The sequence below is a fragment of the Brucella grignonensis genome, assembly GCF_002252505.1.
GTDB lineage: Bacteria > Pseudomonadota > Alphaproteobacteria > Rhizobiales > Rhizobiaceae > Brucella > Brucella grignonensis.
This window is the reverse complement of sequence record NZ_NNRL01000163.1, coordinates 487,161-507,515: the sequence shown is the minus strand read 5'-3', so window position 1 is coordinate 507,515 and position 20,355 is coordinate 487,161. Positions and strand designations below refer to the sequence as shown.

Genomic DNA, 20,355 nt, shown 5'->3' with positions numbered 1-20,355 from the left:
TCGGTCCTCACGAGTTCCACTTGGTCCGCTGGCGCAGAGCCAGAAGGATCATCGACATGGCGATAATGACAATGAAGAACACCACGGCAATCGCCGATCCATAGCCAATGTCGTAATAGGAAAACGCCACGTTATAGAGATAGATATTGATGGTTTCCGATGCCGTTCCGGGACCGCCCTGCGTCATCGCATAGATGATGTCGAAGCTTTTCAGCGCATCAATCGAGCGGATGATAACAGCCACCATGATAAACGGCAGGATCATCGGAAGCGTGATATAGCGGAATTTCTGCCAGCCATTGGCGCCATCGATTTCCGCACTTTCAAACGGATCGCGCGGCATGGAGGCAAGGCCACCCAGCACAATCAACATAACCAGCGGCGTCCATTGCCAGGTTTCAACAGCCACCAGCGACGGGATAACCGTGCTCTGGTTGAAGATCCATTCCTGTGGGCCAATGCCGATCAGCGAGAGAAGATAGTTCAACACGCCCAGCTGCGGATGATACATCATGGTCCAGACAAGGGCGACCGCCACCGGCGTTGCCATCATCGGCATGACGAAAATACCGCGCAACAGTCCGCGCATTGGCAGCTTGCTGTCGAAGACCAGCGCTGCAATCGTGCCCAATATCATCGGCGCCACGACCGAGAGAACCGTATAAACAAGCGTATGCCACATGGATTCCCAGAAGCGCATGTCGGCGGCAAGACGCAGATAGTTGTCGAAGCCGACAAAGCTCTGCTCACCGCCGAGCTGCCACTGGTTTGCACTCATCCAGAGTGTAAACACCCATGGGAAGACAATCACCGCCCCGACGGTGATCAAGGCTGGAAGAACAAATGGCCAGTAACTTGGCCGCAAGCGGCTCTTGCCTGTCTTGGTGGAGGAAGCTGCATTGGCAGCAGCTTCCGTTTTTGCACCTATCGGGGCGGCAGATGTCATTTTCCTTCGCTCCGTGCGAGGACCGGACGGAATTCTTCCGTCGCGCGTTTCATTTCAGTTTCTGCGTCAGCACCATTCAACAGATTGGTGAGGCCGACACCGATGATGTCGCGGAACTCCGTGACAGGTACGATGACCGGCAGGCAGAGCTGGCTGATTGGTGCGGATTTTGACAGAGCTTCCACCCAGCCCGCTGGCATGGTGACGCCCTTGCGCACGGCTTCATCATCGATGACCGACTTGCGGAACGGAACACCCGATCCCGACTGCAACAGGCGAGCGCCCATTTCCTTGGAAATGGCCCACTGGCAATAGAGATATGCAGCCTCCTTGTTCTTGGAAGCTTCGGTCACGCCGATACCGTCGCCGGTGGTTGGTGCTGCCTGTGCATTCGGGCCAGCTGGCATGACGCCATAGCCAACCTTACCGACAACGCGCGACTTGTTCGGGTCTTCGAGCGGTGGCGCAAAGCCGATACCGTCGAGCCACATGCCGACACGGCCCTGCAGGAAGTTCGACTGGCATTCAGCCCAGTTAAAGCCCGCAACGCCGGGAGGTGCCGATTTGGTCATCAGGCGCTGATAGAGCTTGGCGGCTTCAATGCCTTCAGCCGAATCCGTCTGCAGATTACCGTCTGCGTCAACCGACTGCTTGCCATAGCCGAGCAGAAGGCTGGTATAGACCGGCGCATTGGCATTCTTCATGCCGCGTGCGACAAAACCATAGGTTCTGGTTGATGGGTCGGTCAGCGCTTCTGCAGCGGCAACCAATTCTTCAAAAGTCTTCGGGAATTCGATGCCCTTGGCGGCAAAGAGTTCCTTGTTCCAGTAGATGATCCAGTAATCAACCGAGAAAGGCAGCGCGCCAAAGCGGCCATTGGCATCCTTCGCGAAGGTCAGACCGGCGCTTGCAAAATCATCTTCTGTGAGTGATGCATCGGTCAGCGTCGGGTCTTTCAGAAACGGGTTGAGGTCGGCAAGCCAGCCACCCTTTTCAAACTGACGCTTCTGAACGTGATAGCTGATGTGAATGACATCGAAGCTCGGACGGCCAGACGTCAGCTCGATCACCGCCTTTTGGCGCTGCTGCTGTTCCGGCATCTGTTCGGAATTGACCTTGATGCCGGTGAGCTCTTCGAATTCCTTCTGATATTTCTGAAGGATTTCGCCGCGCGGGCTCTTGATGAGGTTTACTTCAAGCGTGGTGCCAGCATACTTCTTCCAGTCGACACTCGACTGCGCGAAAGATGGGCTGATGCCCGTGACACCCGAGGCGGCGATGGCCGCTGTTCCCGCCAGAAACTGACGACGTGTTGGACGTAATAGATTCATTACATACTCCTCCCCTATGGCTTCTTGGCCCTATCATTCTTCCGGCCCGGCAACTCCTCTTGCCCGACCCTGGTTGTTAAATCTGCAAAGCCAGCTTCCGTGCATTGTTGATGTGAACGGCGATGGCATCCATGGCTGTCTGCTGATCGCGTGTTTCGATTGCAGCAAGGACAGCGAGATGCTCCTGCATGACCGGGATAACGCGCCCGGTGATGCGGAAGCGTTCCTGATTGATCAGGCGCATCTTGATCGTATTGGTCTGATAGGCGCGCCAGATAATTTCATTGTCGAGCGAGCCGACAATCGTATCGTGCAAGCTCCAGTCGATATTCTGCGCCTGCTGTTCCAACTCCGGCGTTTCACCTTCGCTCATTGCGCGATTGAGCGTCTCTTCATGCTCGGCACGCAGCGAACGCAACAGCTCGTCGGAAGCCGACTGGCAGAAAATCGCAATCGACTCCTTTTCGATGAAAAGGCGGAACTGAAACGCTTCGCGGATCAGATTGAGGTCGATATGAGCGATCTGAAGCCCGCGCTGCGGTACGGTCTTGATAAGACCTTCCGCTTCAAGGCGCGGGATCAATTCGCGGATCGCCCCCAGTGGCAAGCCCGTCATGGTGACGAGCTGGCGCTGCGAGACGAACTGGCCCGGATGAAAATCACGCGCCAGCAAATGCTGGGTGAAGCTCTGATAAGCCTTATCCCGCAATTTTACCGGTTCATTATGATCGTCCGCCAAAGCCATTCCCTTTTTTGCTATCAAAGCTTATGAAGTCATCAGGCCGCTTTTGCCATATGCAAACGGTCAAATACACTGCCGATTGCATCGAAATCCGCATCATTCAGTGAAATCAGCGGTGCGCGTACGCGACGCCACTCCTTGTCACCCGTATGACGCGCCACCATGGCCTTGACCGCAGGCGTTACCGGATAGTTCAGCAATTGCTGTACTGCGCCGACCAGTTCGGCATCGTCCTGACCATCATTGATCATGCGCAGAAGGCGATCCGGGAACAGATTGGCCATGCCGGAAATTGCACCCTGCCCACCGAGGCGTACGCCGGCTGCAAGATCGCGCTCATCGCCGATCAGGATCGCAATGTCCTTGTGGGCTGTAAGCAGCTTTTCCGTATAGGCCCAGTTGCCGGACGAATCCTTCACGCCAATGATGATGTCACCGAAAGTTGCGCGCAGACGACCAATGAGATCGACCGAAAGCTCAACTGCAGTCACAGATGGAATATTGTAGAGAATGACGCTGCGGGCATTGCTGCCCAGACCTTTGAAGACTGCCGAGAACCAGTTGAACAGACCTTCGTCGGAGAGATTCTTGAAATAGGAAGGCGGTGCCAGAAGAATAGCCTTGCAGCCGCGACGCAGCGCATCGGCCGACTGCAGGACCGCATCGGCAATCGAATTTTCCATGACGCCGACAACGATGTTCGCAGCCGGGAAACCCTGCGCGATGAAGGCATCGAGAAGCGCTACGCGCTCAGCATCGGCAATCGATGACCCTTCGCCAGTGGTGCCAAACAAGGTTACGCTTGAACAGCCGCTGTCGAGGCGTGCGCGTGCGTGCTTCAGCGCACGGCTGACATCGATTTTGCCATCTGCATCGAATGGCGTCGTAAGCGCTGCAGAGAGCCCAAAGCGCTCCTGACCAGAATTATTGTGTGCCAAAACTGGCTCCTCCCAAATTTGAACTTTAAGTTTGCACATACTAACATGTTAGTAAAGAGTCAATTCGAGTTCAGTGCGCAATTGCACTTTTTGGAAGAGCGTTTCGATGTTTATTGAGCGGGAACGATACCGCTTTCGATAAAGCTGATAACTTCGCTATGGCTTGGCGAACCGGCACGTCCGCCGAAGCGTGCGCATTTGATTGCAGCGGCTGCATTGGCAAAGCGGATGATGTCGGTCATCGGCTTTCCTTCCACCAGACCATGCGCGAAAGCGCCATGGAACACATCGCCCGCAGCCAGCGTATCCACAGCATCGACGGTGAAACCAGCGACATGGGAAACAGGCTGATTAGCGCCTTCCGTCCAATAGCAGCCATCTGCGCCAGCCGTGACAGATGTGAAAACATCATAGCGGTTGCTGAGAATGCGGACACATTCACGCAAATCAGGCGTGCCCGCGACGCTGATTGCAGCAGGTTCTGACGCAACAATATGGGTTGCAAGCGGCAGCAGCGTTTCAAGCAATTCAACAGGTGCCGTATCGGCATCAAGTATCGCCGGAATGCCTGCATCGCGAGCCGCGCGCAGCGCCGTTTCCGCAGCCCACGGCCAGCGCACATCGGTCATCACGGCAGCATAGGTTCCGGCCGCGATTGGCGGCACCAATTGAGCCGGGCTTGCAAGCCTGCGATCATAAAAAGGCACGATGATGCGTTCGCCATTCGCATCGACGAGGATCGAAGAAAATGCCGTGCGCGCACCTTCCAGCCGTCGGATATAGGAACAATCAATGTCTTCGGCTTCCAGTTCTGCGACGGCACGATCACCCACCGGATCAGTCCCCGCAGAAGCCCAGAGCGCCACATCGCCGCCAAGCCGGGCAATCGCGGCAGCAGCACTTGAAGCCATGCCAGCTGCAATCTCGACCGCCTCGCGCGGCAGATATTTGCCCGCCTGTTCGGGAAGCGTGTCGAGGCGGAAAATGGTGTCCATCGTGAGGGCACCGACGCAGAGAATCTTGGACGTCATGATTACGAAATAAGACCTTCAGAGTGCAAGGTCTGCCAGAATTCATCCGGGATAGACTGCTCGAACCAGACCACATTTTGCCTGATCTGTTCCGGCGAACGGACACCAATCAGAATGGAGCTGACGGCCTCATGCCTTAACGGAAACTGCATGGCGGCAGCGGCGAGCGGCACATGATACTCATCGCAAATATCATGCAGGCGATTGGTGCGTGCAATGATTTCAGCAGGTGCATCGGCATAGTCGAACTTCTGTTCGCCGCCGCGCGGTGCGGCCAGAATGCCGGAGTTGAACACGCCGGCAATCACCAGCGCCATGCCACGCTTTTGCGCCAGCGGCAGGAACTCTTTTTCAGAAACCTGATCGAGCAGCGAATAGCGCCCAGCCAGAAGCGAGCAATCAAGATCAGCCTCTTCCAGCGCATCGCGAATGATCTGCCATTCGTTCACACCAAGACCAAAGCCCTTGATATTACCTGCCGCGCGCAACTCGGTCAGCGCACGGAAGCCACCCCCCTTGGTCAGCGCGTTCCAGTGAAGCTCGTGTCTGTCGCCATGGGTCACACGGCCAATGTCATGGACATAAAGCAGATCGATTTCAGGAAAGCCGAGACGCTGCTGGCTATCATCGAAGCTCCGCATGACGCCGTCATAGCTGTAATCGAAAACCTCACGGAAGTTGAGGCCATTGTGCCAGCCCGAATCGAGCGGATTCTTTGGCGGTGATGGTGGCAGCGTGCGACCAGCACGCTCATTGGTCATCAGACGCCCGACCTTGGTGGAAATGACGGCGCGCTCGGGTTTTTCACGCAGCATATCGCCAAGAAGGTGCTCGCATCGGCCATAGCCATACATTGGTGCGCTGTCGAAATAACGGATACCGCTGTCCCAACCAGCTTCCAGCAAAGCGTCCGCATCAGCACGCGAAACCGGCGCATACAGTCCGCCCAAAGGCGCGGTTCCCAGACCAAGCGCGGTTACAGTCAGACCGGTACGGCCAAGCGTCCGCTTTTCGGATGCCTTCAATTGCATGGATATCTCCTTAACAACGGCGCTCGACGCACCGCACTCCTCTTCCAGCGATTGATAGGAGCAAGCTTGCCGAAGCGCAATCGGAAAAGCATGCGCATGCAAACAGTCTATTCACGTGCAAATAAACCGCGCTTGACAGTCTCGAATTCCTGTCGATATTACTATGATGTCAGACCAATTTAAGAACCAATAAGGGAACCGGCTCTGACCTGATTGTGCGTTGAGACTCCGGGCTGATCTCTGGGCCAATCTGTGAAATGGAGGCAGAATGAAAGATCGCAGGCTGCTGCAGATAGCGCCATTACCGCCGATGGATCGCGCCCGGCAGGTAACGGATGCGCTCGCCAACTACATCGCGACAGCGCAGCTTCAGGCCGGAGATCGCCTTCCCGCCGAACGTGAATTGATGACCGCGCTGGCCGTGGGGCGCTCCACCATTCGCGAAGCAATCCGGCACTTTCAGGCGCTGGGTGTGATCGAAGCCCGCAAAGGCAGCGGCACCTATCTGCTCAAGCCGATTTCGGCGGCAACCATTCATATGCCGCTTTCATTCGACCCCGCGCAATTGCGCGATGCATTGCTGCAATCGCTTGAAGTACGCCGTGGCATCGAAGCCGAGGCCAGCATGGTCGCCGCCCGCAAACGCACGGCAGAAGACCTCGTTATCATCGAACGCAATCTCAATGAGATGGAGCGCGTTCATATCGCGGAAGGCACGTCAGGCCCGGAAGATCTGGCCTTTCACCTCGCCATTTATGACGCGACTCACAATCCGCTTTTCAGACAATTGCTCGAACAGATGCGGGAAGCCTTTTTGCGCTTCTGGGATCATCCGTTCGAGCGGATCGACTTCGCGCGGCGGACCTTTCCGTTCCACCGCACGCTCTTCAACGCCATCGTGGCTCAGGACCCTGAAGCCGCACGGCAGGAAACACTCAAGATCCTCGACATTGTCGAGGAAGACATCAAGGAAATGTCCAAATGACCGACGGGATGGATCCGCTGGATTTCGCAGCGCTTACGGTTGCCCATGATGAAGGCAATGCCTACGACGCCGTGGTTCCGCCCATCGTGCAGACTTCGCTTTTCACCTTCCCAAGCTATGACGACATGGTCGCCTCCTATCGCGGCGAAAAGGTTCGCCCGATCTACACGCGCGGCCTCAACCCGACCGTGCGGGCATTTGAAGAAATGCTGGCCAAACTTGAAGGCGGCGAAGATGCGCTGGGCTTTGCCAGCGGCATGGCTGCGATCTCTTCAAGTGTGCTGGCCTTCGTCAATCCCGGTGATCGCATTGTTGCCGTGCGCCATGTCTATCCTGATGCATTCCGCCTGTTTGGCACCATTTTGAAGCGCATGCAGGTGCAGGTCGATTATGTCGACGGACGTGACGAGGAAGCGGTTGCAAAAGCCCTGCCCGGTGCAAAACTCTTCTATATGGAAAGCCCGACGAGCTGGGTCATGGAAGCCCATGATGTCGGCGCCCTGGCAACGATTGCCAGGCAGCATGGCGTGTTGAGCATCATCGACAACAGCTGGGCCAGCCCGATCTTCCAGCGCCCGCTGTCGCTTGGCGTTGATCTCGTCGTGCATTCGGCATCGAAATATCTCGGCGGCCATAGCGATGTCGTGGCCGGTGTCGTGACCGGGTCGAAAGCCCTGATCAATACAATCCGGGCGGAAACCTATCCATATCTCGGCGGCAAGCTTTCACCGTTTGATGCGTGGCTTCTGGTGCGCGGTATGCGCACCTTGCCGACGCGCATGAAGGCGCATGAGGCTTCGGCACTGGAAATTGCAAAGCGTCTTCAGGCGCTAGATCTGGTTGAGACCGTCTGCCACCCGGCACTCGCCAATCGCCTGCCTGCGGGTCTCAAGGGCACGTCCGGCCTGTTCTCGGTCATCTTCCGGGAAGGCGTGAACATTCGCGAATTCTGCAATCATCTCGATCTGTTCAAGCTCGGCGTGAGCTGGGGTGGACATGAAAGCCTGATCGTGCCGGGCGAAGTCGTGCTGCAGCAGAAAGCACAGCCAAATTCGGCACATACGTTCGGCATCGACCCGCGCTCCGTGCGCCTGCATGTCGGACTGGAAGGAACGGAAGCGCTGTGGCGAGATATCGAAGGAGCGCTCGCAGCATCGACCGAATAGCGAAAATCTAGTGAGGAGCAATAAGGGGAACTGCAATGAAAAAACTAATAGCAGCCGCATTCGCAACCATGCTTTTGAGCGGCACGGCACTCGCCGATACCACTCTAAAGCTTGTTGAAGTCATCACCAGCCCGGAGCGCACCAAGACGCTTGAATCCATCGTTGCCAAGTTTGAGGCAGCCAATCCGGGCACCAAGGTCGAAATCATTTCGTTGCCATGGGGCGAGTCCTTCCAGAAATTTGCAACCATGGTTTCGGCCGGTGAAATTCCCGACGTCATGGAAATGCCGGACACCTGGGTGTCGCTCTATGCCAACAATGGCATGCTGGAAAACCTCGAACCATATCTTGAAAAGTGGGAAACCACGCCAGACCTGACCGAGCGCGCACTTGAGCTTGGCCGCAGTGTCAACAACACGGCCTATACGCTGCCTTACGGCTTCTATCTGAACGCCATGTTCTACAACAAGAAGCTGCTGTCTGAGGCTGGTGTGTCCGAGCCGCCAAAGACGATGGACGAATTTGTCGAAGCCTCCAAAAAGATCGCAGCCCTTCCCGGCAAGTCCGGCTTCTGTATGCGTGGTGGCCCCGGCGGCCTCAATGGCTGGGTGATTTTTGCTGCATCCATGGCCGGTGACAATAAGTTCTTCAACGAAGACGGCACCTCGACCATGAACAGCGAAGGCTGGAAAAAGGGCATCACCTGGATGGTCGATCTCTACAAGAACGGCCTTGCACCGAAGGACAGCGTTAACTGGGGCTTCAACGAAACCGTCGCCGGTTTCTATAGCGGCACCTGCGCCTTCCTCAACCAAGATCCAGATGCGCTGATCGCCATTGCCGAACGCATGAAGCCGGAAGATTTCGGCGTCACCATCATGCCAAAGGGCCCGGCTGGCAAAACCTTCCCGACCATCGGTTTTGCCGGCTGGTCGATGATGAGCGGTAGCCAGTACAAGGACCTCTCCTGGAAGCTGATCTCGATGCTTGAAGGTCCGGAAGGCAATATCGAATGGAACAAGCGCACCGGTGCATTGCCGGTTCTCAAATCTGCTCAGAACGATCCGTTCTATAGCGGCGAGCAGTTCAAGGGCTGGTTCGATGAACTGGCTGACAAGAACGTCGTTCCAACCGTCATGCCGACCTATCTGGAAGAATTTGCCTTCTTCAAGGATTCGCTCGTCATCAAGACCTCGCAGGAAGCGCTTCTCGGTGACATCACGCCGGATCAGCTGGCCGATCAGTGGGCAGAATATCTGACCAAGGCACAGCAGAAGCACCTTTCAAAGCAATAGCACCATGAACAGCTTGCAGGCGTGGAAGACCGCGCCTGCAAAGCGAATGATGCAGCCCCGCGAAGGGAAAAACGATGAACGACACCGCTTCCATAAAGGCCCCGGTGCGCAACGACGTGCCAAGGCAGGACCGCCGCAGCTTTCTGCAGCGACTTGCGCACGCCTCCGAGCCTTATCTTTACAGCGCGCCCGCACTGATCCTCATCGGCGCCATCATGCTGGTTCCACTGGTCCTCGGCGTCTCCTATGCCTTTCGCGACATTCAGTTGCTTAACCCGTTTTCGGGTGGCTATGTAGGGCTTGATCATTTCCGCGAACTTGCAACGGATCAGGCTTTCTATCGTTCTTTGAAAAACACACTCTGGTGGACCGGCTGTTCGGTGCTGCTGCAATTCGTGTTCGGGCTTATTCTTGCCCTGCTGCTCGACAAACCATTCGCCGGACGTGGGCTGGCGCAGGCATTGATCTTCCTGCCATGGGCTGTGCCGACTTTCCTCACCGGCCTTAACTGGGCGTGGCTGTTCAATCCGGTGATCGGTCCGCTGCCGCACTGGCTACATGCAATCGGCATTCTGAGCGCACCAGACAACATCCTGTCCGACCCCAATCTGGCCATGTGGGGCATCATTACCGCCGGTGTATGGTGGGGTATTCCGTTCTTTGCCATCACCATGCTGGCCGCTTTGCAGGCCATCCCCCGCGATCTTTATGAAGCAGCAGCGATTGATGGCGCTGGCCCCGTGCAGCGTTTTCTCTCGATCACGCTTCCTTACCTTGCGCCAACCATGGCTATCACCATTTTGCTGCGCACCGTCTGGATTGCCAACAGTGCCGATCTGATCGTCGTGATGACCGGCGGCGGGCCTGCCGACCGGACCCAGATCGTCGCCAGCTACATCTTCACGCAGGCCTTCAAACGGCTCGATTTCGGCTATGCCTCGGCGATTGCGATGGTCCTGCTTGTCCTGCTGATGGTCTATTCAATGCTCATCGTGCTGTTGCGCCAGACGCTGCTGAACAAGGACTGAGGCCATGACCAACCGTAAACTCCTCCTTGTTGGCGCGCATCGCATTGCCATTCTGCTGTTTGTTCTGTTCGCGCTGTTTCCGATCTTCTGGCTGGTGAAGGTTTCCGTCACACCCAATGATTTGCTTTACAGCGAAGGCGTGCGGCTATGGCCATCGCGCATGACGTTCGATCACTTCAGCCATGTGTTGAATAACAGCTCATTTCCGCTGTTCTTCCGCAACAGCCTGATCGTGTCCGGCTCAACCGCTATTATTGTTACGCTGCTGGCATCGCTCTCCGGCTATGCGCTGTCACGTTTCAACTTCCGCGCCAAATACTGGATTGTGGCGCTGATGCTGCTGACACAGATGTTTCCGCTCGTGATGCTGATCGCGCCGATTTACAAAATCATGGCACCGCTCGGTCTCACCAACAGCCTGATCGGCCTCATCATCGTCTATTCGGCATTCAATGTGCCTTTTGCAACCTTCCTGATGCAATCGTTCTTCGACGGCATTCCGAAGGATCTCGAAGAAGCCGCCAAGATCGACGGCGCAACGCAGTTCATGGCTTTCCGCCAGATTATTCTGCCGCTGACCCTGCCTGGCATTGCAGCAACGCTTGGCTTTGTTTTCACCGCAGCGTGGAGCGAGCTTCTGTTCGCGCTGATGCTGATTTCCGGTAATGATTCAGCCACGTTCCCGGTCGGGCTTTTGAGCTTCGTCTCAAAATTCTCGGTCGATTTCGGACAGATGATGGCAGCGGGCGTGCTCGCGCTGATCCCGGCCTGTCTCTTCTTCTTCCTCATTCAACGATATCTCGTGCAGGGCCTCACGGCTGGCGCGGTCAAAGGCTAGAGCATGTCTCCCAAAAGTGGGAACCGGTTTTGGGATAAAGACATGCGTTAAAACAGATAGATAGAGCATTTCTAACGGTTGATCTTAGACAAGAAATGCTCTGAAAGGATCTTCCCTATGGCTTCCATCGATATTCAGTCAGTCCGCAAAAGCTATGGCGAACATGCTGTTCTGCACGGCGTTGACCTTGAGATCAAAGATGGCGAATTCATCGTGCTGGTCGGCCCGTCGGGCTGTGGTAAATCCACATTGTTGCGCATGATTGCAGGCCTTGAAGACATCACTGCCGGTCAGGTGCAGATCAGTGGCAAGCGCGTCAATGAACTGGCGCCCAAAGACCGCGATATTGCGATGGTGTTTCAGTCCTATGCGCTCTACCCGCATATGAGTGTCGCCGACAATATGAGCTACAGTATGCGGCTGCGTAAAACGCCGAAAGAAAAGATCGCAAGCGCCATCAAATCGACCGCCGCCAAACTTGGCCTTGAGCCTTTGCTGGAACGTCGACCGAAGGCGCTTTCCGGTGGCCAACGCCAGCGCGTTGCAATGGGTCGCGCCATTGTGCGTCAGCCCAAGGCCTTCCTCTTTGACGAGCCGCTTTCCAACCTCGATGCGCGCCTGCGCGAGCAGATGCGTGCCGAAATCAAGAAACTGCATGGTGAGCTGAAAGCCACGTCGATCTATGTCACACATGACCAGATCGAAGCCATGACTTTGGCCGATCGTATCGTCGCCATGCATGGCGGTGTGGTGCAGCAGGTTGGCTCTCCACTGGAGCTTTATGACCGTCCGGCCAATCTCTTCGTGGCAGGTTTCATCGGCTCACCCGCCATGAATTTTCTCGATGTGACCTATCTTGAACAGGATGGTGGTCCGCGTCTGAAGCTCAAGGACGGCACGCTCATCGCATTGCCACAGCCTTTAAAGCTCAAGGATGGCGCGAACGCCTCGCTCGGCGTTCGTCCCGAGCACGTGCATATCGAGAATTCAGCAAGCCTGACGGCTGATGTCGATCTGGTCGAGCCGACCGGCTTCGGCATTATCCTGCATCTCAGCCTGCACGGGTTGCCGTTCAAGATTTTCACGCTGGATCGCGATGCGCTTCATGCGCAGGGTTCTATTCAGGTGAGCTTCCCGGCACAGCATCTCCATCTGTTCGATGGCGAAGGAAATCGCGTCGAGAGCGCTTAATCAGCATCCGAAAACCGCGCCTGGATGCTCTGCGAAAGCAGGGCAACAGGCCGGGTTTGATCGCCAGCCTTGAGCCAGATCAGCTCTTCAATTTCACTGGAAGCGGCAGGAACCTGCCCTTCTTTCAGCGAGAGGTGAAACAGCTCTGCTTCAACCGTTGCATCAAGCTCGTTAGCTGCAGGCGCTGACATTTTCGCAGCATAGCTTAACTGGCTCTCGTCAATCAGAATACCAAGCTCTTCCTCTATCTCGCGGATAAGGGCTGTTTCAGGCTGCTCGCCTGCATCGATCTTGCCACCGGGCTGGAAAAAAATCTCGCTGCCGCGCTTGCGCACGAGGAGGAAACGGCCCGCTTCATCACGGACAATGGCTGCTGCAATAAGAATCGTTTTCATGATGACGAAACATCGTCGCGAACACGCACACCGTCAAGAATGATTGCCGCAATGGAGCGCGCCGTCTGCTCATAAAAATCAGGTTCTTCCGTACGCTTGCCAAGTATGGCTGCGACCTGAACCGAGAAGTCGGAATAATGCTGTGTCACCGCCCAGATCGTGAAAATCAGGTGATAGGGATCGATCGGCGCAATACGCTTTTCCTCGATCCATTGATGAATGACCCGCGCCTTGTCATCGACCAGATCTTTCAGATGGCCTTTCAGAAATTCGGTAATTGCCGGTGCGCCATGTAGAATTTCATTGGCAAACAGCCGCGATGCTTCCGGCCGTTTGGCCGAAAGCTCAAGCTTCTGCGTGATATAGTTCCGAAGCTCCTCAAGCGGATCGCCTTGCGGGTCGATGCTTTCAAATGGACCAAGCCACTCGGTGAGCGTTTCTTCAAGAACCGTTACATAGATATTCTGCTTGCGCGGAAAATAATAAAGCAGGTTTGGCTTCGACATGCCTGCCTTCTCGGCGATCTGATCGACCGTCGAACCACGAAAGCCATAGGCGGAAAAAACATCCAATGCGGCGTCCAGAATGAGCCTGCGGTTGATCGCCTGAATGCGCGTCGCACCTTCCGCCTTTTCGTTCGCAACTGCTTCAACGGGGGCATCGGCGGGAGCTGTCGCATCTGTGACCATTTAGCACCTTTTCGTGAGGCAAAATTTCTTAAAACCGCTTGACCAGTGTCGAACGCTCTTCTAGCCTGCATTTTGACCAACTAGTCAAGTTTTTGCAATTGCTGCAAGAAGATTGAGGCCAAAGAGCCAGGTCGTGGGAACAACATAACATGCGAAACGCTGGCAGCAATGCCACCGTTGGTGCATGCTTGAAATGTGGAGGCAGAGCAATATGGCGCTCTCCAGTAATCTCAAGGTCAATGGCGACAGGCTGTGGGACAGCCTGATGGATATGGCCAAAATTGGCCCTGGTATTCGTGGTGGCAATAACCGCCAGACGCTGACCGATGAAGACAGTGAAGGCCGTCAGCTTTTCCAATCATGGTGTGAAAAAGCCGGATTGTCGATGATCGTCGACACGATGGGCAATATGTTCTTCCTCCGTCCCGGCGAAGATGCGGATGCTGATCCGGTCTATATGGGCAGCCATCTCGACACGCAGCCGACAGGCGGCAAATATGACGGTGTGCTCGGAGTGCTGGGCGGGCTTGAAGTCATGCGCACATTGAATGACACCAATATCAAGACAAAGCGCCCTATCGTCGTGGTCAACTGGACCAATGAAGAAGGCACGCGTTTTGCGCCAGCAATGCTCGCTTCCGGCGTTTTCGCCGGTGTGCATGAGCAGGATTGGGCCTATGAACGCACGGACGCCAAAGGCAAGAAATTTATCGATGAGCTGGAGCGTATTGGCTGGAAGGGCGATGAGCCGGTAGGAACGCGCAAAATCCACTCCATGTTCGAGCTCCATATCGAACAAGGCCCGATCCTTGAGATCGAGCACAAGGACATTGGCGTTGTCACCCACGGTCAGGGCCTATGGTGGCTTCAGGTGACCTTGACCGGCAAGGAAGCGCATACCGGCTCGACACCGATGAAAATGCGCAAGAATGCAAGCCTGGGCTTGGGCAAGATGCTGCAGCTCGTCAACGAAATCGCCATGTCGCATCAGCCGGATGCTGTTGGTGGTGTTGGCCATATCGAAGTCTCGCCAAATTCACGCAATGTCCTGCCGGGTCAGATCGTTTTCACCGTCGATTTCCGCTCACCGGATCAGAAAACACTCGATGCCATGAAAGCGCGTTTCGAGGCCGAAGCACCGAAGATCGCTGAGGAAATTGGCATCGGCATCGAGATTGAAGTGGCAGGCCACTTCGATCCCGTCACCTTTGATGAGGGCTGTGTCACTGCAATCCGCAATGCAGCTGAACGGCTTGGTTACAGCCATCGCAACATCGTTTCAGGTGCCGGTCACGACGCCTGCTGGATCAATCGTGTGGCACCGACTGCCATGGTCATGTGTCCATGCGTGGATGGTCTCAGCCACAACGAAGACGAAGATATTTCTAAAGAATGGGCATCGGCTGGCGCTGATGTGCTGCTTCATGCCGTATTGGAGACCGCTGAAATTGTGAGATAACATTCCCACCATCCAATACTGCTGAATGTTCGCAACAAAACCAAAAAGGGGAACGACGAACATGGTTAGTTCTGGGGCAAGTAAGGTCATCAAAGGCGGCACCGTGATTACGGCAGACCGCACCTTTAAAGCCGACGTTCTCATCGAAGGCGAGAAGATTGTAGCCGTGGGCGATAATCTGACCGGCGATGAAACCATTGATGCATCGGGCTGTTACATCATGCCCGGCGGCATCGACCCGCATACGCATTTGCAGATGCCCTTCATGGGCACCTATTCATCCGACGACTTCGATACCGGCACCGCTGCAGCCCTTGCTGGCGGCACGACGATGGTCGTGGATTTCGTTCTGCCCGGACCGGAAGGCAACCTGCTCGATGCGCTGCAGGAATGGTTCCAGAAGGCAGGCAAGGCCCGCACCGACTATTCCTTCCACATGGCAATCACCGGCTGGAGTGAACGCGCCTTCAATGAAATGCCGGAAGTGGTGAAGCGTGGCATAAACACCTTCAAGCACTTCATGGCCTATAAGGGCGCCTTGATGGTCAATGATGACGAGATGTTCGCATCGTTCCAGCGCTGTGCCGAGCTTGGCGCCATGCCACTCGTTCACGCGGAAAATGGCGATATCGTTGCGCAATTGCAGGCCAAGCTTTTGGCTGCTGGCAATGACGGACCAGAGGCGCACGCCTATTCGCGTCCACCGGAGGTGGAAGGTGAAGCCACAAACCGCGCCATCATGATTGCCGATCAGGCCGGTGTTCCGCTCTATGTGGTGCACACATCCTGCGAACAAGCGCATGAAGCAATCCGCCGCGCCCGCCAGAAAGGCATGCGGGTTTATGGCGAGCCGCTGATCCAGCATCTGACGTTGGATGAAAGCGAATATCACAACCGCGACTGGGACTATGCCGCGCGCCGCGTGATGTCGCCGCCATTCCGCGATAAGGTCAATCAGGATAGTCTCTGGGCGGGTCTGGCATCCGGTAGTCTGCAAGTTGTGGCGACTGATCACTGCGCCTTTACCACCGAGCAGAAGCGCAATGGCATCGGTAATTTCACCAAAATTCCGAACGGCACAGGTGGGCTTGAAGAACGGTTGCCCGTGCTCTGGACGCGCGGCGTTCGCACCGGACGTCTGACGCCAAACGAGTTTGTGGCTGTGACCTCGACCAATATTGCGAAAATCCTCAATATCTACCCGCAGAAGGGTGCAGTCCTGCCGGGGGCCGATGCTGATCTGATCATCTGGGATCCCGAGGCCACCAAGAAAATATCGGCCAAAACGCAGCATTCTTCCATTGATTACAATGTGTTTGAAGGTTTTGAGCTGAAAGGCTTGCCGGTCAAGACATTCTCGCGCGGACGTCTCGCCTATGACAATGGCCATGTGACTGCGCAGCCGGGCGACGGACGCTTTGTCGAGCGTGAACCCAATGGGGCCGCCAACAAAGCACTGTCGCAGTGGAAAGAAATCGTTGCTCCACGCAAGGTGGAACGCAGCGCCGAACATATGCCGATAGGGGTCTGATACATGGCTCTAGCTCAGCTTCGGGAACCGCGCATGAATTTGGAAAACAGCATGGCCCCGGAAATGGGCCTGGAAAATGCGCAGACCGTGATCAACATCAAGGACCTTTCATTGGTGTTTGAAACCAATGACGGTCCGGTTCACGCGCTGTCCGACATCAATCTCGCTATCAAGCGTGGCGAATTTGTTTCCTTCATTGGTCCGTCGGGTTGTGGGAAAACCACCTTGATGCGTGTGGTGGCCGACCTTGAACAGCCAACCTCAGGTTCTGTCACGGTCAACGGCAAAACGCCGGAACAGGCGCGTCTTGATCGCTCCTACGGCTATGTTTTTCAGGCAGCAGCGCTCTTTCCATGGCGCACCATCGAAGACAATATCAGCCTGCCGCTTGAGGTGATGGGCTATGCTGCTGCCGAACGCAAAGCACGGATTGAAAAGAACCTCGCACTGGTGAACCTTGCCGGCTTCGGCAAGAAATTTCCATGGCAGCTTTCCGGCGGGATGCAGCAGCGGGCATCAATTGCCCGTGCGCTGTCGTTCGACCCGGACATGCTGCTGATGGACGAGCCTTTTGGCGCGCTGGATGAGATCGTTCGCGATCACCTCAACGAACAGCTTCTCAAACTCTGGGCCGCAACGCAGAAGACTGTAATCTTTGTGACGCATTCCATTCCCGAAGCGGTCTTTCTGTCGACCAAGATAGTCGTGATGAGCCCGCGTCCAGGCCGCATTCATGAAATCATCGACTGCGATCTGGGACCGGATCGGACGCTTGATATTCGTGAATCGGAAGCGTTTCTCAAAATCGCCCATCGTGTGCGCGAAGGCCTGCGGCTGGGGCACATCCATGATTAAATCAGGGGGCATGATTAAACAGCGGGGGCAACAATCGGGTGAAGGGGGGCGGCAATGACAGCCTTTTTTCGCGACAAATTCATTCCGGTGACGACGGTTCTGCTGGCTATCATCGGGCTTTGGTATCTGCTTGCGGTCTTTCTCAACGCGCCGTTTGAGCGCGATCAGGCAGAGCGCGCCGGAACCGAGATTTCATTCTCGACAATCGTTGCCAATACGATGCATCAGGATCGCCCGGTCCTGCCTGCTCCGCATCAAGTGGCGGAAGAAATCTGGAAAACCGTCTTTGATGTGAAGCCTAGCTCCAAGCGCAGCCTTGTCTATCATGGCTGGGTAACGCTCTCATCGACCTTGCTCGGTTTCGTGCTCGGATCGGCGCTTGGCGTGTTGCTGGCGGTCGGCATTGTGCATTCGCGCACGCTCGACAAAAGCCTGATGCCGTGGATCATCACCTCGCAGACAATCCCCATCCTCGCCATCGCACCGATGATTATCGTGGTGCTGAATGCGATTGGGATATCGGGCTTGCTGCCAAAGGCCATCATATCGACCTATCTGTCTTTCTTCCCCGTCGCCGTGGGCATGGTGAAAGGCTTGCGCTCGCCCGATGTGATGCATCTCGATCTGATGCGGACTTACAATGCATCGCGCAATCAGGTGTTCTGGAAACTACGCTGGCCCGCTGCAATGCCCTTCCTGTTCACATCGATGCAGATTGCAGTTGCTATCAGCCTGGTGGGGGCTATCGTCGGCGAGCTGCCGACAGGTGCCGTCGCTGGTCTCGGCGCACGTTTGCTGGCTGGTTCCTATTACGGCCAGACGGTTCAGATATGGGCCGCACTCATCGCAGCAGCCATCATGGCGGGTGTGTTGGTGGCGCTTGTCGGACTGATCGCACGCCTCGTCAATCGGCGCATGGGCGCAAGACCGGAAAGGGCAACGGCATGATGATGAATGTCATAATCATTATCGCGCTGATTGCCGTCTCCTGGGCAATTGTGGGTTGGGTGGCAAGCCTCAAGGCGCGCAACCCACACGCCCAAAAGCTGCTGGACATTGCCGTCCCTGCCCTTTTCGGCATCGCGATGCTCGTTCTGTGGGAAGTCACCGTTCGATTGTTTGCCGTACCGCAAGTGCTGTTGCCTGCTCCGTCAGTCATATGGGCGCGGATTACGAGTTCGGTTCCGATCCTGTGGGCTGACTTCCAGCAGACCTTCATGAAGGCCGTCATTATCGGCTATATTGCGGGCTGCGGTTTAGGCTTTATCACCGCCATCATCGCTGATCGCGTACCCTTTTTGCGAAAAGGCCTGCTGCCGCTTGGCAATCTCGCTGCCGCCCTTCCCATTGTCGGCGTCGCACCTATTATGGTGATGTGGTTCGGCTTCGACTGGCAATCGAAGGCAGCAGTCGTCATCATCATGACCTTCTTCCCAATGCTCGTGAACACAGTTGCGGGACTAGCGGCTAGTGGTTCGATGGAGCGCGATCTGATGCAGACCTATGGCTCGAACTATTGGCAGACACTTATCAAACTGCGCCTGCCAGCGGCCATGCCTTTCATCTTCAATGCGCTCAAGATCAACTCCACGCTGGCGCTAATTGGCGCGATTGTCGCCGAGTTTTTCGGCACACCAATTGTTGGGATGGGCTTCCGCATATCGGCTGAAATCGGACGCATGAATGTCGACATGGTCTGGGCCGAAATCTTTGTAGCCGCTCTTGCGGGATCGCTCTCTTATGGGCTGATCGCACTGATCGAGCGCAGAATGACATTCTGGCACCCTTCTTACAGGAGGGGGTAAGCCTGAATATTTGGCATCTGCAAGAATAATGCAGAGCCTTAACCAGAGGAGAACTGAAATGAAAAAGGCAATTTCTCTATGCCTTGGAACAGCCGGACTGGCGCTCGCACTCATGAGCAGCTCGGCAATGGCAGCTGACAAGCTGACCTTGCAGCTCAAATGGGTGACGCAGGGACAGTTTGCAGGCTATTACGTTGCCAAGGACAAAGGCTTTTACGAAGCCGAAAATCTCGACGTGGAAATCAAGCCGGGCGGCCCCGACGTGGCTCCTCCGCAAGTGATCGCCGGTGGTGGTGCGGATGTGGTGGTCGACTGGATGCCGTCTGCGCTCGCCACCCGCGAAAAGGGTGTTCCGCTCGTCAATATCGCACAGCCATTCAAGAAGTCCGGTATGATGCTGACCTGTCGCAAGGACACCAACATCACCAAGCCGGAAGATTTTAAGGGCCGCACGCTTGGCGTCTGGTTCGGTGGCAATGAATATCCATTCTTGTCGTGGATGAGCCACCTGAAAATTCCGACCGAAGGCGGCAAGGATGGCGTGACCGTGCTCAAGCAGGGCTTTAACGTCGATCCGCTGATCCAGAAGCAGGCCGACTGCATTTCCACCATGACCTATAATGAATATTGGCAGGTGATTGATGCCGGTATCCCAGCCGATCAGCTCGTCGTGTTCCCATATGAAGAACAGGGCGTCGCCACGCTGGAGGATGGACTTTACGTTCTTGATAAGAGCCTCGACGATCCTGCAATGGTCGACAAGCTCGCCCGTTTTGTCCGCGCTTCGATGAAGGGCTGGCAATATGCGTCCGAGAACCCGGCTGAAGCTGCTGAAATCATTCTCGAGAATGATGCTTCCGGTGCGCAGACACAGAAAGTTCAGGAACGCATGGTCAAGGAAATTGCCAAGCTGATTGATGGCTCTGACGGCACGCTCGATGTGGCGGCAGCGGACCGCACGGTCAACACATTGCTTGGCGGCGGCTCCGATCCGGTTATTACCAAGAAGCCGGAAGGCGCATGGACGTCCAAGATCACGGATGCGATGAAGAAGTAACAAAGCACATAACAAAAGAACCCCGGAAGATTGCTCTTCCGG

At 55.7% G+C, this 20,355-nt stretch carries 20 protein-coding genes; 12 read left to right on the top strand and 8 right to left on the bottom strand.

What is annotated here, in order from left to right; genetic code table 11:
* Window positions 1-7: 7 nt before the first annotated feature.
* From CEV33_RS16245 to CEV33_RS16220, 6 genes are all read right to left on the bottom strand, one after another.
* Window positions 8-946, bottom strand: coding sequence for a carbohydrate ABC transporter permease (locus CEV33_RS16245; RefSeq protein ID WP_094541431.1), 939 nt, complete (start codon window positions 944-946; stop codon window positions 8-10).
* Window positions 943-2,277 carry an ABC transporter substrate-binding protein gene (locus tag CEV33_RS16240; protein WP_094541430.1) on the bottom strand — a complete coding sequence of 445 codons (1,335 nt, stop codon included), beginning with the start codon at window positions 2,275-2,277 and terminating at the stop codon, window positions 943-945. The genes CEV33_RS16245 and CEV33_RS16240 overlap by 4 nt, the downstream gene beginning before the upstream one ends.
* A gap of 76 nt (window positions 2,278-2,353) precedes the next feature.
* Window positions 2,354-3,022 carry a GntR family transcriptional regulator gene (locus tag CEV33_RS16235; RefSeq protein WP_208620209.1) on the bottom strand — a complete coding sequence of 223 codons (669 nt, stop codon included), beginning with the start codon at window positions 3,020-3,022 and terminating at the stop codon, window positions 2,354-2,356.
* 32 nt (window positions 3,023-3,054) lie between these two features.
* Window positions 3,055-3,957, bottom strand: coding sequence for a dihydrodipicolinate synthase family protein (locus CEV33_RS16230; protein WP_094541429.1), 903 nt, complete (start codon window positions 3,955-3,957; stop codon window positions 3,055-3,057).
* A 110-nt stretch (window positions 3,958-4,067) separates the two neighbouring features.
* Window positions 4,068-4,988: a PfkB family carbohydrate kinase gene (locus CEV33_RS16225; protein ID WP_094541428.1), complete on the bottom strand. Its 921-nt coding sequence runs from the start codon at window positions 4,986-4,988 to the stop codon at window positions 4,068-4,070.
* Window positions 4,989-4,990: 2 nt separating this feature from the next.
* A complete protein-coding gene (locus CEV33_RS16220) occupies window positions 4,991-6,019 on the bottom strand; it encodes an aldo/keto reductase (protein ID WP_094541427.1) in 1,029 nt (342 codons plus the stop codon).
* Between the two features lie 268 nt (window positions 6,020-6,287).
* On the opposite strand from CEV33_RS16220, the gene CEV33_RS16210 reads away from it, so the two are divergent.
* The 6 genes from CEV33_RS16210 to CEV33_RS16185 all read left to right on the top strand — a co-directional run bounded on the left by CEV33_RS16210 (window position 6,288) and on the right by CEV33_RS16185 (window position 12,522).
* Window positions 6,288-7,004 (top strand): FadR/GntR family transcriptional regulator, encoded by a 717-nt coding sequence (locus CEV33_RS16210; RefSeq protein WP_094541425.1) that lies wholly within the window; start codon window positions 6,288-6,290, stop codon window positions 7,002-7,004.
* Complete coding sequence (locus CEV33_RS16205; RefSeq protein ID WP_094541424.1) at window positions 7,001-8,170, top strand: PLP-dependent transferase; 1,170 nt, start codon at window positions 7,001-7,003, stop codon at window positions 8,168-8,170. The genes CEV33_RS16210 and CEV33_RS16205 overlap by 4 nt, the downstream gene beginning before the upstream one ends.
* 35 nt (window positions 8,171-8,205) lie before the next feature.
* The gene (locus CEV33_RS16200) at window positions 8,206-9,465 is read left to right on the top strand and encodes an ABC transporter substrate-binding protein (protein ID WP_094541423.1); all 1,260 of its coding nucleotides are present in this window, start codon (window positions 8,206-8,208) and stop codon (window positions 9,463-9,465) included.
* Between the two features lie 74 nt (window positions 9,466-9,539).
* Window positions 9,540-10,493, top strand: a complete 954-nt coding sequence (locus CEV33_RS16195; RefSeq protein WP_094541422.1) for a carbohydrate ABC transporter permease — start codon at window positions 9,540-9,542, stop codon at window positions 10,491-10,493.
* A 4-nt stretch (window positions 10,494-10,497) separates the two neighbouring features.
* Window positions 10,498-11,331 carry a carbohydrate ABC transporter permease gene (locus CEV33_RS16190; protein WP_010658175.1) on the top strand — a complete coding sequence of 278 codons (834 nt, stop codon included), beginning with the start codon at window positions 10,498-10,500 and terminating at the stop codon, window positions 11,329-11,331.
* Window positions 11,332-11,448: 117 nt separating this feature from the next.
* Window positions 11,449-12,522, top strand: coding sequence for an ABC transporter ATP-binding protein (locus tag CEV33_RS16185; RefSeq protein ID WP_094541421.1), 1,074 nt, complete (start codon window positions 11,449-11,451; stop codon window positions 12,520-12,522).
* Here the strand turns inward: CEV33_RS16185 and CEV33_RS16180 are convergent.
* Window positions 12,519-12,917, bottom strand: coding sequence for an NUDIX hydrolase (locus tag CEV33_RS16180; RefSeq protein WP_094541420.1), 399 nt, complete (start codon window positions 12,915-12,917; stop codon window positions 12,519-12,521). The two genes, CEV33_RS16185 and CEV33_RS16180, sit on opposite strands and share 4 nt — an antisense overlap.
* Window positions 12,914-13,606 (bottom strand): TetR family transcriptional regulator C-terminal domain-containing protein, encoded by a 693-nt coding sequence (locus CEV33_RS16175; protein ID WP_094541419.1) that lies wholly within the window; start codon window positions 13,604-13,606, stop codon window positions 12,914-12,916. The genes CEV33_RS16180 and CEV33_RS16175 overlap by 4 nt, the downstream gene beginning before the upstream one ends.
* Window positions 13,607-13,817: 211 nt before the next feature.
* Between CEV33_RS16175 and CEV33_RS16170 the strand changes: the two genes are divergently transcribed.
* From CEV33_RS16170 to CEV33_RS16145, 6 genes are all read left to right on the top strand, one after another.
* Window positions 13,818-15,065 carry a Zn-dependent hydrolase gene (locus CEV33_RS16170; RefSeq protein WP_094541418.1) on the top strand — a complete coding sequence of 416 codons (1,248 nt, stop codon included), beginning with the start codon at window positions 13,818-13,820 and terminating at the stop codon, window positions 15,063-15,065.
* Window positions 15,066-15,126: 61 nt separating this feature from the next.
* On the top strand, window positions 15,127-16,596 hold the full coding sequence (gene hydA, locus CEV33_RS16165) for a dihydropyrimidinase (RefSeq protein WP_094541417.1): 1,470 nt from the start codon (window positions 15,127-15,129) through the stop codon (window positions 16,594-16,596).
* A gap of 33 nt (window positions 16,597-16,629) precedes the next feature.
* Entirely contained in the window at window positions 16,630-17,451 is an 822-nt protein-coding gene (locus tag CEV33_RS16160) for an ABC transporter ATP-binding protein (protein WP_094541416.1), read from the top strand.
* 54 nt (window positions 17,452-17,505) lie between these two features.
* Window positions 17,506-18,399, top strand: coding sequence for an ABC transporter permease (locus tag CEV33_RS16155; protein ID WP_094541415.1), 894 nt, complete (start codon window positions 17,506-17,508; stop codon window positions 18,397-18,399).
* Complete coding sequence (locus tag CEV33_RS16150) at window positions 18,396-19,256, top strand: ABC transporter permease (protein ID WP_094541414.1); 861 nt, start codon at window positions 18,396-18,398, stop codon at window positions 19,254-19,256. Before CEV33_RS16155 ends, CEV33_RS16150 begins: the two co-directional genes overlap by 4 nt.
* Window positions 19,257-19,314: 58 nt before the next feature.
* Window positions 19,315-20,313: an ABC transporter substrate-binding protein gene (locus CEV33_RS16145; RefSeq protein WP_094541413.1), complete on the top strand. Its 999-nt coding sequence runs from the start codon at window positions 19,315-19,317 to the stop codon at window positions 20,311-20,313.
* The last annotated feature ends 42 nt before the right edge of the window (window positions 20,314-20,355 follow it).

What these genes read in the sequence shown, in the direction of transcription:
- CEV33_RS16245 (WP_094541431.1), bottom strand. Translation starts at nt 946, where the DNA reads ATGACATCTGCCGCCCCGATAGGTGCAAAAACGGAAGCTGCTGCCAAT.
- CEV33_RS16240 (WP_094541430.1), bottom strand. Translation starts at nt 2,277, where the DNA reads ATGAATCTATTACGTCCAACACGTCGTCAGTTTCTGGCGGGAACAGCG.
- CEV33_RS16235 (WP_208620209.1), bottom strand. Translation starts at nt 3,022, where the DNA reads ATGGCTTTGGCGGACGATCATAATGAACCGGTAAAATTGCGGGATAAG.
- CEV33_RS16225 (WP_094541428.1), bottom strand. Translation starts at nt 4,988, where the DNA reads ATGACGTCCAAGATTCTCTGCGTCGGTGCCCTCACGATGGACACCATT.
- CEV33_RS16220 (WP_094541427.1), bottom strand. Translation starts at nt 6,019, where the DNA reads ATGCAATTGAAGGCATCCGAAAAGCGGACGCTTGGCCGTACCGGTCTG.
- CEV33_RS16210 (WP_094541425.1), top strand. Translation starts at nt 6,288, where the DNA reads ATGAAAGATCGCAGGCTGCTGCAGATAGCGCCATTACCGCCGATGGAT.
- CEV33_RS16205 (WP_094541424.1), top strand. Translation starts at nt 7,001, where the DNA reads ATGACCGACGGGATGGATCCGCTGGATTTCGCAGCGCTTACGGTTGCC.
- CEV33_RS16200 (WP_094541423.1), top strand. Translation starts at nt 8,206, where the DNA reads ATGAAAAAACTAATAGCAGCCGCATTCGCAACCATGCTTTTGAGCGGC.
- CEV33_RS16195 (WP_094541422.1), top strand. Translation starts at nt 9,540, where the DNA reads ATGAACGACACCGCTTCCATAAAGGCCCCGGTGCGCAACGACGTGCCA.
- CEV33_RS16190 (WP_010658175.1), top strand. Translation starts at nt 10,498, where the DNA reads ATGACCAACCGTAAACTCCTCCTTGTTGGCGCGCATCGCATTGCCATT.
- CEV33_RS16185 (WP_094541421.1), top strand. Translation starts at nt 11,449, where the DNA reads ATGGCTTCCATCGATATTCAGTCAGTCCGCAAAAGCTATGGCGAACAT.
- CEV33_RS16180 (WP_094541420.1), bottom strand. Translation starts at nt 12,917, where the DNA reads ATGAAAACGATTCTTATTGCAGCAGCCATTGTCCGTGATGAAGCGGGC.
- CEV33_RS16175 (WP_094541419.1), bottom strand. Translation starts at nt 13,606, where the DNA reads ATGGTCACAGATGCGACAGCTCCCGCCGATGCCCCCGTTGAAGCAGTT.
- CEV33_RS16170 (WP_094541418.1), top strand. Translation starts at nt 13,818, where the DNA reads ATGGCGCTCTCCAGTAATCTCAAGGTCAATGGCGACAGGCTGTGGGAC.
- hydA (WP_094541417.1), top strand. Translation starts at nt 15,127, where the DNA reads ATGGTTAGTTCTGGGGCAAGTAAGGTCATCAAAGGCGGCACCGTGATT.
- CEV33_RS16160 (WP_094541416.1), top strand. Translation starts at nt 16,630, where the DNA reads ATGAATTTGGAAAACAGCATGGCCCCGGAAATGGGCCTGGAAAATGCG.
- CEV33_RS16155 (WP_094541415.1), top strand. Translation starts at nt 17,506, where the DNA reads ATGACAGCCTTTTTTCGCGACAAATTCATTCCGGTGACGACGGTTCTG.
- CEV33_RS16150 (WP_094541414.1), top strand. Translation starts at nt 18,396, where the DNA reads ATGATGATGAATGTCATAATCATTATCGCGCTGATTGCCGTCTCCTGG.
- CEV33_RS16145 (WP_094541413.1), top strand. Translation starts at nt 19,315, where the DNA reads ATGAAAAAGGCAATTTCTCTATGCCTTGGAACAGCCGGACTGGCGCTC.